Annotated in this window: 13 protein-coding genes; 4 read left to right on the top strand and 9 right to left on the bottom strand. The window is 64.2% G+C overall.

Going from position 1 to position 13,268, the window contains the following annotated elements; genetic code table 11:
* Positions 1-279 precede the first annotated feature (279 nt).
* Positions 280-543 carry a hypothetical protein gene (locus OCI36_RS01425; protein ID WP_261663288.1) on the bottom strand — a complete coding sequence of 88 codons (264 nt, stop codon included), beginning with the start codon at positions 541-543 and terminating at the stop codon, positions 280-282.
* A gap of 58 nt (positions 544-601) precedes the next feature.
* Between OCI36_RS01425 and OCI36_RS01420 the strand changes: the two genes are divergently transcribed.
* Positions 602-1,897 (top strand): replication-associated recombination protein A, encoded by a 1,296-nt coding sequence (locus OCI36_RS01420; protein WP_261663287.1) that lies wholly within the window; start codon positions 602-604, stop codon positions 1,895-1,897.
* A gap of 251 nt (positions 1,898-2,148) precedes the next feature.
* Here the strand turns inward: OCI36_RS01420 and OCI36_RS01415 are convergent, their stop codons facing one another.
* Positions 2,149-2,610 (bottom strand): DIP1984 family protein, encoded by a 462-nt coding sequence (locus tag OCI36_RS01415; RefSeq protein ID WP_261663286.1) that lies wholly within the window; start codon positions 2,608-2,610, stop codon positions 2,149-2,151.
* 83 nt (positions 2,611-2,693) lie between these two features.
* Complete coding sequence (locus OCI36_RS01410) at positions 2,694-5,222, bottom strand: phosphoenolpyruvate carboxylase (RefSeq protein WP_261663285.1); 2,529 nt, start codon at positions 5,220-5,222, stop codon at positions 2,694-2,696.
* Positions 5,223-5,460: 238 nt separating this feature from the next.
* Between OCI36_RS01410 and OCI36_RS01405 the strand changes: the two genes are divergently transcribed.
* Together OCI36_RS01405 and OCI36_RS01400 are read left to right on the top strand one after the other, a co-directional pair.
* Positions 5,461-6,840 carry a TrkH family potassium uptake protein gene (locus tag OCI36_RS01405; protein ID WP_261663284.1) on the top strand — a complete coding sequence of 460 codons (1,380 nt, stop codon included), beginning with the start codon at positions 5,461-5,463 and terminating at the stop codon, positions 6,838-6,840.
* A gap of 121 nt (positions 6,841-6,961) precedes the next feature.
* Positions 6,962-7,882 carry a hypothetical protein gene (locus OCI36_RS01400; protein ID WP_261663283.1) on the top strand — a complete coding sequence of 307 codons (921 nt, stop codon included), beginning with the start codon at positions 6,962-6,964 and terminating at the stop codon, positions 7,880-7,882.
* Positions 7,883-7,966: 84 nt separating this feature from the next.
* Here OCI36_RS01400 and rplI read toward each other — a convergent pair whose 3' ends face one another.
* The 4 genes from rplI to rpsF all read right to left on the bottom strand — a co-directional run bounded on the left by rplI (position 7,967) and on the right by rpsF (position 10,209).
* Complete coding sequence (gene rplI / locus OCI36_RS01395) at positions 7,967-8,407, bottom strand: 50S ribosomal protein L9 (protein ID WP_261663282.1); 441 nt, start codon at positions 8,405-8,407, stop codon at positions 7,967-7,969.
* Positions 8,408-8,418: 11 nt separating this feature from the next.
* Positions 8,419-8,685, bottom strand: coding sequence for a 30S ribosomal protein S18 (gene rpsR / locus OCI36_RS01390; protein WP_261663281.1), 267 nt, complete (start codon positions 8,683-8,685; stop codon positions 8,419-8,421).
* A gap of 125 nt (positions 8,686-8,810) precedes the next feature.
* Positions 8,811-9,686, bottom strand: a complete 876-nt coding sequence (gene ssb, locus OCI36_RS01385) for a single-stranded DNA-binding protein (protein WP_261663280.1) — start codon at positions 9,684-9,686, stop codon at positions 8,811-8,813.
* 211 nt (positions 9,687-9,897) lie between these two features.
* Positions 9,898-10,209, bottom strand: coding sequence for a 30S ribosomal protein S6 (gene rpsF, locus OCI36_RS01380; protein WP_261663279.1), 312 nt, complete (start codon positions 10,207-10,209; stop codon positions 9,898-9,900).
* Positions 10,210-10,349: 140 nt separating this feature from the next.
* Here rpsF and OCI36_RS01375 point away from each other — a divergent pair, with 140 nt between their 5' ends.
* A complete protein-coding gene (locus OCI36_RS01375; RefSeq protein ID WP_261663278.1) occupies positions 10,350-10,595 on the top strand; it encodes a hypothetical protein in 246 nt (81 codons plus the stop codon).
* 95 nt (positions 10,596-10,690) lie between these two features.
* Here OCI36_RS01375 and OCI36_RS01370 read toward each other — a convergent pair whose 3' ends face one another.
* Positions 10,691-12,544: a menaquinone biosynthesis decarboxylase gene (locus OCI36_RS01370; RefSeq protein WP_261663277.1), complete on the bottom strand. Its 1,854-nt coding sequence runs from the start codon at positions 12,542-12,544 to the stop codon at positions 10,691-10,693.
* Positions 12,545-12,678: 134 nt separating this feature from the next.
* Positions 12,679-13,098, bottom strand: coding sequence for a response regulator (locus tag OCI36_RS01365; RefSeq protein WP_261663276.1), 420 nt, complete (start codon positions 13,096-13,098; stop codon positions 12,679-12,681).
* Between the last annotated feature and the right edge of the window lie 170 nt (positions 13,099-13,268).

The following is a 13,268-nucleotide window of genomic DNA, read 5'->3' as shown; positions in this document are numbered from 1 at the left end:
TCCAAGCGGTGGCACACACAAAAAGACCCTTTGATCGGGTTTGCCAGAAAGGACCTGGGAGGTCCAGTTGGGTTTTGCGGCCCACATTGGGTTGGTTCTCGCCGAGGCGGCAGTGTCCTGCCGGCTGGCACACGCTACGCAGAGACTTGCGTACCGACGTAAAAGTCTAGCGGATCTGCAGCTCAGGGGCAAGTTGGCAGCCGGGTGCTGGCCCAGACTGACACTGAGCGACTAGAAGTATAAAGTCTTGGTTAAGAAAATTCAGGCTCTGCCTGATCTTCAGGTGTCGGCCAGTTCCTCATGGTGCCAGTGTCCATGCTCACGCTCAGGGAAACCTTCTTCAGACAGCACCCGCAGGCGGCTGAGGGCAGCTGTGATGCTAGGGCCTTCGCCGTACATCTTGCAGGCTGAAGGGGTGATCAGGATTTCAGCACCCTGCTGCTCCTGAAAGGCACGGATCAGAATGCCGGCTTCGCTCTCTTCACGCTCGACAGTCACGCTGGCCGGGAGACCTTCGCGCTGGGCCATCTCTTTAAGGTTCATGCCTGTCATTGTGCCGTGTTCCGCGCTCAGGAGTATGGGCGGGCTTTAACGTGAGGGAATGACGCTGTTCGATCCCCCCGCTCCCCTGGCCGAACGCCTGCGCCCCCAGACCACTGCCGAAGTCGTGGGGCAGCGGCACCTGCTGGGCCCCGGCAAACCGCTGACCCGCCTGCTGGAATCCGGCCGGCTCCCCTCGCTGATTCTGTGGGGGCCACCGGGGGTCGGCAAGACCACCCTGGCCCGGCTGCTGGCCGGTGAAGTGGGAGCGCATTTTATCCAGCTCTCGGCCGTCAGTGCCGGGGTCAAGGACGTGCGCGAGACGGTGGTGGAAGCGCAGGCGCGGCGCGGACGTGGGCAGAAGACCGTGCTGTTTCTGGACGAGATTCACCGCTTTAACAAAGCCCAGCAAGATGCCCTGCTGCCGCACGTGGAGTCGGGCCTGCTGACCCTGATCGGCGCCACCACCGAAAACCCCAGTTTCGAGGTCAACCCGGCGCTGCGCTCGCGGGCGCGGACGCTGGTGCTGGAGCCACTGAGTCAAGACGACCTGCGAGGGTTGATCGAACGGGCGCTGAGCGACCCGCGCGGGCTGGAAGGCGTGAGCATAGAGCCGGACGCCCTGAACCTGTTGGCCCGGCTGGCCGACGGCGACGCGCGGCGGGCCCTGGGCACGCTGGAAGCAGCCGCAGTCCTGGCCAACCCGGTAGACGGGGAAGCCGTGACCGAGGCTTTCGGCCGGCATCTGCCAGCAATGGACAAGGGCGGCGAGGATTTTTACAACCTGATTTCGGCGCTGCACAAGTCGGTGCGGGGCAGCCATGTGGACGCTTCGCTGTACTGGCTGGCGCGGATGCTGGAAGGCGGCGCGGACCCCCTCTATGTGGCGCGGCGCATCGTGCGGATTGCCAGTGAAGATGTGGGTCTGGCTGACCCGCAGGCGCTGCGGCTGGCGATTGCCGCCCGCGATACCGCCGAGTTCCTGGGACGGCCCGAAGGAGACCTGGCGCTGGCGCAAGCCGTGGTATACCTGGCACTGGCGCCCAAGAGCAACAGCGTATATACCGCCTGGAAGCGTACCGTCCGTGCCGTGCAGGAAGGCGAAACACTGCCGGTGCCGCTGCACCTGCGCAACGCCCCCACCGAATTGATGCGTGTTCAGGGCTACAGCAAAAGCTACGCCTACTACTTCGACAACCTGGCGGGATCATTTGCCCAGGCTTACCTGCCGGAAGGTGCTGACCTGGACTTGTACCATCCCGGCAGCGAGGGCTGGGAAGGACGCGTGCAGGAGCGTTGGCGTAAGCTGCGGGCGGCACACGGAGAAGGTGAAGGCGCGGACGAATTGGACGAATAAAGCTGACGCTGCCTGCCTTTTCCAGCCAGAAAAAAGCTCCTCGCCGGAAAAGGCAGGGAGCCGGTGGGTCAGTGGCCGGAAGCGTCAGGGCTGTGGAAGTGAAAGTGAAAAAAAACAGTGCCCATGTGCAGCGTGCTGGGGAAGACAGTAGGTGTGACTGGCCCCCACCAGTCTGCATGGTTGCGGCTTGGCCCCCGCTGGGCTTCAGCCCTCGCCCGCCGGCCAGCCACTGACCCACGCCGGCAGTATAGCTAAGCCTCCTGCAGCTCGGTCAGCCAGTTGGCCTGCTGCAGGGCCGTGTCCAGTTCGCGGCGCTGCTTGGCCAGAGCGTCCGCCTGAGCCTGCCACTCACGGGCGTTGATCACCGGCACCCAGCGCACCTCACTCATGCTGTGGCGCTGGCGCTGCACTGAGGCTTCATCCACCACGCGGCGCAGCAGGTTCAGCTGGCCGTCCAGCAGGTCGCGCTCGGTCAGGGCCTGGGTCAGCGTGCGGCCATCGGCCAGGTGGGTGTCCAGGTTGGTGTGGTGAATGGCGGGAATGAGAAGGGCCAGCTGCCGCGACAGCTCGGCGTGTTCGGCCAGCAGGGCGGCGGGGTCTTCTGCGGGGGCGTCGCCTTCTTGCACCAGCACGTTCTGGGTCAGGCGAGCAGCCACCTGCGCCAAACGCTTTTGCAGGTCGGCACGTAGAATCAGAGCTTCGGCCAGTTTCATGGGGACAGTCTAGAGGGTGCGGGGTGAGTAAAGTCGGGAAGACCAAGGCCACCGCCCTATGCTCCCCGCCCTCTCCCCTGCGCTCAGCCGGTGTTCCTCACCCCGGCCGAAATGCCCTGCAAGGTCAGCATCAGCGCGTGCTCGTAGCGGTCCAGGCCGCCTTCCTCGGCACGGGCGCGGCGCAGCAGCTCAATCTGAATGCGGTGGATGGGGTCCACATAGGGGTTGCGCAGCAGAATGCTCTGGGCCAGGCGGGGCTCCTGGGCCAGCAGTTCGCCGCCCACCACTTCGCTGACCAGGGCGGCGGTGTCGCGGTGAGCGTCCTCAATCAGGGCCGCCAGTTCCTCGCCGCCGCGCAGCGTTTCGGGCGATTCGGCCCCGTGCAGCAGGGCCACGTACTCACGGAAAATGGTGGGGTCGGTCTTGGCCAGGCTCATCTGGGCGTTGTCCAGCATGGACCGGAAAAAGGGCCATTCGGCGTACATCTGCCGGGCCTGCTCGGTACCGATTTCGCGCAGGCCCACGTTCAGACCGTACCAGCCGGGCAGATTGGCGCGGGTCTGGGTCCAGCTCATCACCCAGGGAATGGCCCGCAGGTTGCTGAGGGTCGGGCTGCCCGGGCGGCGCACCGGCCGGCTGGCAATGTTCAGGCGGCTGATCTCGTGAATCGGCGTGACCTGCTCGAAAAAGGGCAAGAAGGCCGGGTCCTGCACAAAAGCGCGGTAAGCGGCGGCAGCAGCCTGAGCCGCCCGGTCCAGCGCGGCCATCCACTCGGCCGGCGGGTCCTGTGGCGGGCGGGCTGCCGCCAGAATCATGCCGTAAAGGGCCTGTTCCAGGTTGCGGCGGGCCAGCACCGGATGGCTGTACTTGTCGGCCAGCGCCTCGCCCTGCTCGGTGATGCGCAGCCCGGCGTCGATGGTGCCGGCCGGCTGTCCCAGAATGGCGCGGCTGGCCGGGCCACCGCCGCGTCCGATAGAAGTACCGCGCCCGTGGAAAAAGCGCCAGTGCACGCCAGCCTCACGGCACACGGCGCTGATCTGCCGCTGCGCCTCGTGCAGCGCCCAGTTGGCCGCCAGGAACCCGGCGTCCTTGTTGGAATCCGAGTAGCCCAGCATGATTTCCTGCACGTCGTCTCCCAGATGAGCGCGGTATTCGGGCAGCGCCAGCAGCCGGGTCATCACCTGCGGGGCACGCTGCAGGTCGTCCAGGGTTTCGAACAGCGGCACTGGCAGGATGCGGAATCCCACCTCGCGGGCCAGCAGCAACGGCTCCAGAATGTCGCTGACACTTTCAGACATGGAAATCACGTAGTGCCCGAAAGCCGCCGGGCCCACCTCACGGACACCGGCCTGCACCTCGCGCAGAGGGCCGACGGCCGTTTCCAGCGTTTCGGTGAGCGGCTCGCCGGCAGGCCACAGCGGGCGGCGGGAGCGCAGTTCACGCCGCAGCAGGGCCAGCTTGTCTTCCTCGTCCAGCGCCAGATAGTCCGCTTCGACGCCGGCCGCTTGCAGCAGCTCGGCCACCGCCTTGCCGGTCTGACCGGAATGCTCGCGGATATCCAGGCTGACCAGGTGCTGCCCGAAGATGCGGACCAGCGTCAGCGCCGGCAGCAGCAGCTGTTCGGCGGTGCGCTGCTGTCCGTCGCGCAGCAGCTGCTGGTACAGCTCGCTGAGCCGTGGGTAAAGGTCCACCGGCTCGCCGGCCTGCACCGCCACAAACAGCGCCCGCAGCTCCTGGCGGTAGGTGGGCTGCTCCTCGCCGGCCTCCAGGTCTTCCTGGCTCACCTCGGCGTAGGCCTGGCTTAGGGCCGCTGCCAGCAGTTCGCGGGCCCGCCCACGGTGCAGTTCAAGCGCGGCGCGGGTGGCTTCCGGCGTCACGAAAGGGTTACCGTCGCGGTCGCCGCCCATCCAGGAGCTAAAGCGCAGTGGCAGCTGGGTGGTGACCCCGGCCGCGCCGGACTCGCCGTAGACCGTCTCGAAAGCGTGGTCCAGGTCGCGTTCCAGCTCCGGTAGGGCGCGGGAAATCGAGGAAATATAGGTCAGCCCGGCCTTGACCTCATCGGTGACGGTGGGCTTGATGCGGCGCAGTTCCGGCGTGCCCCACAGCGCCTCGATATGCGCCAGCACCCGTTCCTGCGCCCCAGGCTGTTCCAGGCGCGGCAGCTGCTCTACCACGTCCACCAGATGCTGACGCACGGTGCGCCGGCGCATCTCGGTGGGGTGGGCGGTAAAGGTCAGCTCCAGCCGCAAGGTGGCAAGCAAGTCGCGGGCTTGCTGGGCGCTGAGGCCCTGGCGCTGCAGTTCCTCCACAGCCTGCTGCAAGCTCTGGGGCCGGGTGCCCTGGCGTTCCTGCAGGGTGCGGACCCGCTCGTATTCCTCGGCCAGGTTGACCAGCTGAAAGTACCAGCTGAACGCGCGGGCCAGGTTGGACGCCTCCCGCTCGCCGAGGCTCTGGAGCAGCCGGTTCAGCTCGGCCGGGTCGCCGCCGGCCCGCACCTCACGGACCAGGGCGCGGGTTCTCTCAACCAATTCGAAGAATTCCTCGCCTTCCTGTTCGCGCAGAATCTGTCCCAGCAGGCGGCCCAGCGTACTCACGTCACGGTTCAGTGCCATCATTCCTCTCCCCTCGCCGCCGGCGCCCGGGCAGGCGGGCCGGCATAATGTTTCCCTCCGTTTATCACATCGGCGCTGCCAGGGCCGAAATTGCCGCCTAACCGCGCTGCGAAAGCCCCCGGCGGAGGCCACATCCCGGGCCAGTCAAAGGAGTAGGAGTAGACTGGGCCAGTTTTTCCGCGCTGCTCGGGGCTGCTCAGAAGCTGTTCAGGGCCGGTGCTTTTTTTCTTCTTCTGCCATGAACAGCGTCTTTTCTTTTCGCCTGAGAAATCTTGGACTGGGCCGTTTCAGCCCCGCCCAGCTGATTGCCCTGACCTTTGGTGCCGCCATCCTGGCCGGCACGCTGCTGCTGTGGCTGCCGCTCAGCCATGAACCGGGCCAGACGGTCACTTTCCTGCAGGCCCTCTTTATGGCCACCAGCGCCGTCTGCGTGACCGGGCTGGGCGTGGTGGATGTCGGCAGCACCTTCTCGCCGTTCGGTGAAGTGGTCATGATGCTGCTGGTGCAGTTTGGTGGCCTGGGCCTGATCACGGTGGGCACCATGACCGCGCTGCTGCTGCGCCGCCGGGTGGGCGTGCGCAGCCGCCTGAATGCCGCCCAGCAGGTGAACGCTTCGCGCCTGGGTGAAGCGCCGCAGCTGGTGCGCACCGTGGTGCTGAGTGCCCTGGGCATCGAGCTGGCCGGCGCCCTGCTGCTCTCCCCCGACTTCATCGCCCGTGAGGGCCTGGGGCGGGGGCTCTATTTCGCGCTGTTTCACTCGGTCAGCGCCTTTAACAACGCCGGCTTCAGCCTCTACCCCACCGGGCTGCTGGGGCTGATCGGTGACCCCTGGATCAACCTGATCATTCCGCTGCTGATTATTCTGGGCGGCACCGGGTTTCTGGTGCAGGTTAACGTGCTGGCCTGGCTGCGCGACCGGCGCAATCAGCTGAGCACCAACACCCGCATCTCGCTGGCGATGATGTTCTTTCTGCTGCTGACCGCGCCGGTGCTGTTCGGGATGATGGAGTGGAACAACCCCGCCACACTGGGCAACCTCCCGTTGGAGCAGAAGCTGCTGGCGTCCTGGTTCCAGGGCATCACACCGCGCACCGCCGGGTTCAACACCCTCGATTACGCCCAGATGACTTTTGCAGGCCTGTTCTACTCGATGCTGCTGATGCTGATCGGCGGGAATTCCGGCTCCACCGCCGGCGGCATCAAGACCAACACGGTGTTCGTGATGGTGGTCAGCGCCTGGTCGCTGATCCGGGGCCGAAAAGACGCGGTGGTGTTCGACCGGCGCCTGGGCACCGATATCATCCTGCGGGCCATGAGCGTGGGGCTGCTCAGCCTGGTCATGCTGGCGCTGGGCATCCTGCTGCTGCTGGTCTTTAACCGCCACGGCCGGGATGGGCTGCAGTTTATTCAGCTGGTGTTCGAGGCGGTCAGCGCCTTTGCCACAGTGGGCCTCAGCATGAACGCCACCACCCACCTGAATTCGGCGCAGGAACTGGTAATCATCGCGCTGATGTTCCTGGGCCGCATCGGGCCGCTCACGCTGGCGGTCGCCTTTGCGCAGCGTGAGCTGCCGCCGCCCGTGCGCTTCCCCGAAACCAGCGACGTCTTGATCGGCTAAAAAGTTCCCGGAAGGCCCCCCGCTTTCCCTGCCGGCAAACTGTGCCGGCCGTGGGGACTGGGAACCGCTAGAGTAGATGCTCTGCCCTGAACAAAGACCAGTCCAGAGGAGAAAGAACGCTTTGAACGAACTGGAACTCGCCCAACGGGCCGAAAAAACGGCCGAGAAACTGATTGCCGACCGCCGGGTGCGCGCCGTGGCGGCCGCCGGCAGCTTTGATACCGACGACGCCTGGACCGGCAGCGTGCCCACCTACCTGGCTTTCGAGCGTGGCGTGCAGAGCATGCAAGAGGATCTGCGCAGCGGCGTGCGGGTTATCCGCTTTCCTTACGAGCAGCTGGAACGCTGGCGCGAATGGGACGTGGCCCGCGCCGAAGCCCCACTAGGTCTGCTGGCCAGCAGCCGTGCCCTGTACGACCCCACCGGCTACTTTGCCCGCATTCAGCGCCAGCTGTGGACCCTCAGCGAGGAGCGCCGGGCCGACTGGCGGGCAGAGACCCTCCGCAGCGTCAGCGAGGAACTGGTCGCCGTCAAGCAGACTTTCCGGGCAGGTGGAGCGGGCCCAGCCGAGCAGATCATGGCGCTGGGCGAGGCCCGCCGCTGGGCCACCGAGGCACTTTACCCGGCGCTGCTGACCCACGCGGGCCTCTGGCCGGAATTCGAGCTGCGGCTGCCACACGCCTGGCGCGCTGCCGCCGGGCTGAAATTTCCCAAATCGGTGTATCTGCTCGAGCAGCTGTATGGCTTCGGGGGCCGCGACGAGGCCCGCGCCGCGCTGCTGGCCACCCGTGGCCTGAAAATGTTGCCGCAGGAAAAACTGGCCCATGCCGCTTTCAATGCCGGCTACTACGACGGCGCCGTGCGCTACTTGCGCGACGAAACCTACGCCCTGCACCGCACTGACATCACCCGCTGGGCCCACCTTTCGGGCATGCGCCAGAACAAGCTCAGTATCCTGCTGGGCATCACCCGCTCGCCGCTGGGGCCAGCTGCGCTGAAAGTGACCGAGGAACTGCTCGCCACAGTGCGCGAGGGAGAGTAAGCAACACGAGCATAAGCCATAAAGCCAACTTCAGAGCATAAAAAAAGCCGCCCCGGAGGGCGGTTTTCTTATCCTGCTCTGGTCTTACTTCTCGGCGTTGACAACCAGCTTGAGAGGAATGCTCACTTCAGGGTGAGCCTTGTAGCTGATGTCGTACTCGCCAATTTCCTTGACGGCCTTGGGCATTTCGATCTTGCGGCGGTCCACGTCGAAGCCCAGGCGGTCCAGGGCGTCGGCCACGTCGCCGGAAGTCACGGCGCCGTAAACCTTGCCTTCACCGGCGCGCACGCTCAGCTCGATGGCAACGTTTTCCAGGCGGCTGGCGAGGTCTTCGGCGGTGGCCTTTTCCTCGGCCAGAATCTTCTGGCGGCTGCGGATGCGGGCCTCCAGCGACTTCATGTTGGTGGCGTTGGCCGGAACGGCCATGCCACGGGGAATCAGGAAGTTGCGGGCGTAGCCGGGCTTGACGGTCACGATTTCGCCGGTCTGTCCCAGCTTGCCGGGTTCAAGAAGAATCACTTGCATTGCTTCTCTCCTTACTTCCGGACCAGCTTCTCGGTGTAGGGCAGCAGGGCCATCTGACGCGCGACCTTCACGGTCTGCGAGATACGGCGCTGGTGCTTGGCCGAGAGGCCCGTGCGGCGGCGGGGAAGAATCTTGCCGGTATCGCTCACGAAGCGGCGCAGCATCTTCACATCTTTGTAGTCAGTAATTTCCAGTTCGCCGATGGAAAAAGGATCCACTTTCGGCTTGCGGGGGCGCTTGGGGCCCTTGCCGCGGGGTTTACGGTCAGGTTTGGTCATTTTGATTCCTTATAAATATCCGTTGAGGTCGGCAGAAGAGCGGGAATCAGGCTCGGGGATAGCCCCCCTGACCACATTTGATCCTCGCTCTCGTTTGTGCGCCAGCTTAGGCCAGCGCAGTCAACTCAGAACGGCATATCGTCTTCTTCTGGCGGAATGTCATTGAGGCCTTGATCAATATCCAAGCCCCCCGAACGGTTCCCCGTGCCGGCTCCTCCATAACTGGGGGCCGAGTACGCAGCACTGCCCGTGGCCTGACGGGGTGCTGCGGGGGTGGCTGCGGTGCTGCCAGTGCCCGCACCTCGGGAAAGGGCTTCGACTCGCGTCGCCTCTACTTTGGTACTGCTACGCTTGTTGCCGTCTTTGTCGGTCCACGACTCGTTCATCAGGCGTCCCTTGACCATCACCGGATCCCCTTTACGGAGATTCTGCATAGCTTCGGCCAGTTCGCGCCACAGGGTCACGTCAATCCAGTGGGTCTTTTCCTGCTTTTCGCCGGAGCGGTCCGTCCAGCTTTCGTTGACGGCCAGACCCAGGCTCAGGACAGCGTCGCCGCCAGGGGTGTAACGCAGTTCAGGGTCGCGGGTCAGATTGCCCACCACCAGCACTTCGTTCATACCACCTGCCATTCGCACGCCGCCGCCGGCATCTTCAGTCAGCGGAGCTTGTCCTGCCAGCTGCTCAATGCGCAGCGCCTTGACACGGACGATGCTGCGTTTGCCACCTTCCGGGGCGTCCCAGGCGTTGTATTCCAGGCTGCCTTCGACCAGCACCGGATCGCCGGCGCGGTAGCCTCGCTCGCCCTGCCATTCGGCGGGCTTGCCCAGCATGGAAACGCGGTGGTAATACGGCAGTCGCCGCTCCTTACCGTCGTGCCCCACGATATGGTCTTCACCGGCCACGGTGGCTTCGAACACAGCCAGTCCACTTTGGGTGTAGCGCAGTTCGGGGTCGCGGGCCAGTGCACCAACCAGAAAAACGTGATTCATTCCTCGGGCCATAGTCATTTCTCCTTTTACGTCGCTAGCGAGCTTACATGTGAATTGATATGTCTGAGGCTAGCGGCCCTGAATTTGCCCCTGTCTCTGCTCGCGGCCTGCTCTTTAAGCGGCCGGGCGAGGGGTGAATAAAGCATAGTGTGGATGCCGTATTATGTCAATGACATAAAAGGGCGAGCAAGCCGGAAAAGTTTGAACCGGGAAAAAAGGGCGCTCAGGCGCTCTTCTTGGTCTTCCACTCGGGACGGTCCTTGACCACCAACACGCGGTACACGTTGTCGCGCAGACGCAGGTTGCTGGCAATGTCCTTTTCAGGGTTGCCTTCCACGTTGATGGTGTACATCAGGTAGTAGCCTTCGCGGGTCTTGTTGATCGCGTAGGCCAGGCGGCGGTTGCCGAGTTCGTCCAGGTTGGTGATCTCGCCTCCCGCGTTGCTCACGGCGCGCTGGATGAATTCCTTTTCGGTTTCCACCTGCTCGGCGCTGATGTTGGGGTTCAGGATCAGGTTCAGGTCGTACTGTGCCATTGTTCATTCACCTCGCTCTCTGCCGCAGCGGAGCAGGTCAGACAGATGTCAGCCTCGCCCGGGCGGCGCAAGTGCGGATTATAGCAGAATCTAAGCGACGCCTCAGCCATACGCTACGCCTTTCCGCTATTACTGGAGCTATGGCCCGTTATCAGAAAGCTTCCCGAAGCACCTCCCGCAAATCCACCCTGCGCCGGCTGCTGCCCCTGCTGTTGCCTGTCGGACTGGAACTGCTGACCCAGTACCGGAGCAGCCAGCGTGCCCGGCAAAGCCGGCTCTACCGCCCCGGCCGGCGCGAACAGCTGTTCGACACCCTGCTAGATACTGCTAATCGCCGCTTTGGCCGCCGGAGCCAGAGCAGCCGTAAGGGACGTGGCTTCTTCTAGGCTAGGCGCTGAGATAAATACAGAAGAACCTCGAAGAGAGGCGGCAGGAAAACAATGTTCCTGCCGCCTTTCGCTTTCAGTCTCTCTTACTCAGTTCAGCGCCAGCGTTCCGGCAAGCCGTACACATTCCATAGGCGGTCCACCCGCGCCCTGACCGCCGGGTCCATCACGATCTTGGGAGGCCACTCGCGCACAAAGCCTTCTTGCGGGAGTTTGCGGGCGCCGTCCCAGGCCAGCAGCTTGCCTCCGCCAGGCGCATCCAGCACCCAGACATCGCGCTCGGCGTCAATGTTGTTCAGGACAGTCCACCACACGTCACCCGTGTCCTGCACATCGGTCTGCTCATCACAGATCAGTAGGTGCCGTATGCCAGCGGCAGCCGGGTGCGCCGCGAACGCTTCGGCCAGAGCGCGGGCCTGCTCAGCCTCGGTCTTGTTCAGGGCCACATACCAGTAGCCATCCGGCGTCTGCCGCTGCGCCAGCACTCCGGGGAAAGTGGGCAGCTCAGCGGCAGTGAAAGGCTCAAACACTTCGGCCACCACATCCTGCGCCTGGTCCTCACGGCTGCTGACACCCGCGCCAGTTTCTTCCGGCCGCTTGGTGGTCGCGTCAAGAATCAGCTTGCCGCCGTAGCCCCAGCCGCGGCTGGAATGGTCCAGCACGTCAATGGGGCCACGGGTGGTCAGGGTGTCGCGGCCCGGCACTGCCTTATGCACCACCTCGCGCCAGACGGCATCCATATCGTGGACCGGCACGCCGGCGTCTACCACCACCACCACCTTGGCGTTCATCATCTGCCCCAGCCCGAACAGGCCGTTGGCGACCTTGTAAGCCTGCCCAGGAAATTCCTTCTTGATGCTGACCACCACCAGGTTGTGGGCCACGCCAGCCGGCGGCATATGGTAGTCCACAATTTCCGGCTGAATCAGCTGCGCCGCAGGCAGGAACAGCCGCTCGGACGCTTCGATCAAGTAGGCGTCTTCCATCGGCGGGCGGCCCACGATGGTCGCCGGGTAAATCGGGTCACGCCGCATGGTGACGGCCGTGACGTGAAACAGCGGATACAGGTCCGGCAGGGTGTAAAAGCCGGTGTGGTCCCCAAACGGCCCTTCCACCACCCAATCTTCCTGCGGGTCCACGTAGCCTTCCAGGATGAATTCGGCGTTGGCAGGCACGTCCAGGTCCACCGTCAAGCCCTTCACCACCGGGTAACGCTGCCCGCGCAGGTAGCCGGCCAGCGCAAATTCGTCTAGGCCCGGAATGGGCGGCAGCGGCGCGGTCGCGGCATAGACCAATGCCGGGTCGCCGCCGATAGCCACCGCCACCTCAAGGCGCTGCCCCAGCTTCCTGGCTTTTTCCAAGTGCCGGGTGCCGGTCTTGTGCCGCTGCCAGTGCATGCCGGTGGTGTTGCGGCTCATCACCTGCATGCGGTACATCCCCATGTTGCGCTCGCCGGTTTCCGGGTCTTTGGTCATGACCAGCGGCAAGGTAATGAACGGGCCGCCGTCCTCGGGCCAGCATTTCAGCACCGGAATCTTGCTCAGGTCCACCTCGTCGCCGCGCCACACCACGTCCTGCACCGGCGCCGACCGTACGTGCCGGGGGGGCAGATTCATGGCGTCGCCCAGCTTGGGCACGTTGCTCAGCAGGCCCCGGACACCGCCCTGGCCTTTGAGGTCAATCAGGCGGTTCACTTTGGTCGCCAGCTCATCCAGGTCATCCACGCCCAGCGCCAGCGCCACACGCTCGCGGGTGCCGAGTGCCCCGATCAGCAGCGGGAAGTCGCTGCCCAGGACATTCTCAAACAGCACGGCTGGGCCTCCCTTTTTCACCAGTCGGTCGGCAATCTCGGTGATTTCCAGGTCGCGGGACACGGGCGCAGACACCCGCAGCAACTCGCCGCGGCTGTCGAGCAGCTGCATAAAGGACTGAAAGTCGGGGAAAGCCATAAGCCACAGCATACGGGCCGGGGCCGGGCCTTTCTGGAAGCAAGGTTCCGGCCGGGGCCACGAGGGAAGCCCCAGAAAAAGGCGCCCTACTCAGGCGTCGAAAGCATGCTGAACTGCGAAAAGGCAGTCAAAAGCTAGTGGCCGCGCGGCAGCCGCATGACTTCGCCCCAGTAGGAGGTCATCAGGCGGAGCATTTCGGTGTACTCCTGAAAAGAAGTCGGCTTGACCAGGTAGCCGCTGGCATGGGCCTGATAGGCCCGCTGCACGTCGTCGGCGTGGTCAGAAGTGCTCAGCACCAGCACCGGAATATCGCTGAGACGCTCGTCCTTCTTGGCATGTTCCAGGAAAGTATGACCGTTCATCACCGGCATGTTCAGGTCCAGCACGATCAGGTTGGGCCGCGACTGCGGCTGATCGTCGGAGAGGTCGTCGTTCAGCTGTTGCAGGTAGTCCAGCGCTTCTTGCCCGTTGGCCATATGAACGACCGTGGCATGCGCGGCCACATCACTCAATAGTTCCTGGAACAGCTCCGCGTCGGCCTGTTCGTCTTCCACCAACAACAGACAAAGAGGTTTTGAGGTGGTGTCTGACATCGGCATGAGGAGAAGTATAATGTAAAGGTGAACGCGCTGGCATCACTTCTGTCCTGCGCCTGCTCCTCACCGAGTGGAAGGTAGGCAGCAAATGGGCGCTGGCTTAGGTATATAGCCCGAACCAGCGCCTT

Source organism: Deinococcus sp. Marseille-Q6407 (assembly GCF_946848805.1).
GTDB lineage: Bacteria > Deinococcota > Deinococci > Deinococcales > Deinococcaceae > Deinococcus.
The sequence above is the reverse complement of the archived record's forward strand: the minus strand, read 5'-3'. Positions and strand labels throughout refer to the sequence as shown.

Excerpts from the sequence above, each read along its gene's own strand:
- OCI36_RS01405 (WP_261663284.1), top strand. The coding sequence starts at position 5,461 with ATGAACAGCGTCTTTTCTTTTCGCCTGAGAAATCTTGGACTGGGCCGT.
- OCI36_RS01420 (WP_261663287.1), top strand. The coding sequence starts at position 602 with ATGACGCTGTTCGATCCCCCCGCTCCCCTGGCCGAACGCCTGCGCCCC.
- rpsF (WP_261663279.1), bottom strand. The coding sequence starts at position 10,209 with ATGGCACAGTACGACCTGAACCTGATCCTGAACCCCAACATCAGCGCC.
- ssb (WP_261663280.1), bottom strand. The coding sequence starts at position 9,686 with ATGGCCCGAGGAATGAATCACGTTTTTCTGGTTGGTGCACTGGCCCGC.
- rplI (WP_261663282.1), bottom strand. The coding sequence starts at position 8,407 with ATGCAAGTGATTCTTCTTGAACCCGGCAAGCTGGGACAGACCGGCGAA.
- OCI36_RS01375 (WP_261663278.1), top strand. The coding sequence starts at position 10,350 with ATGGCCCGTTATCAGAAAGCTTCCCGAAGCACCTCCCGCAAATCCACC.
- OCI36_RS01415 (WP_261663286.1), bottom strand. The coding sequence starts at position 2,610 with ATGAAACTGGCCGAAGCTCTGATTCTACGTGCCGACCTGCAAAAGCGT.
- rpsR (WP_261663281.1), bottom strand. The coding sequence starts at position 8,685 with ATGACCAAACCTGACCGTAAACCCCGCGGCAAGGGCCCCAAGCGCCCC.
- OCI36_RS01410 (WP_261663285.1), bottom strand. The coding sequence starts at position 5,222 with ATGGCACTGAACCGTGACGTGAGTACGCTGGGCCGCCTGCTGGGACAG.
- OCI36_RS01370 (WP_261663277.1), bottom strand. The coding sequence starts at position 12,544 with ATGGCTTTCCCCGACTTTCAGTCCTTTATGCAGCTGCTCGACAGCCGC.
- OCI36_RS01425 (WP_261663288.1), bottom strand. The coding sequence starts at position 543 with ATGAACCTTAAAGAGATGGCCCAGCGCGAAGGTCTCCCGGCCAGCGTG.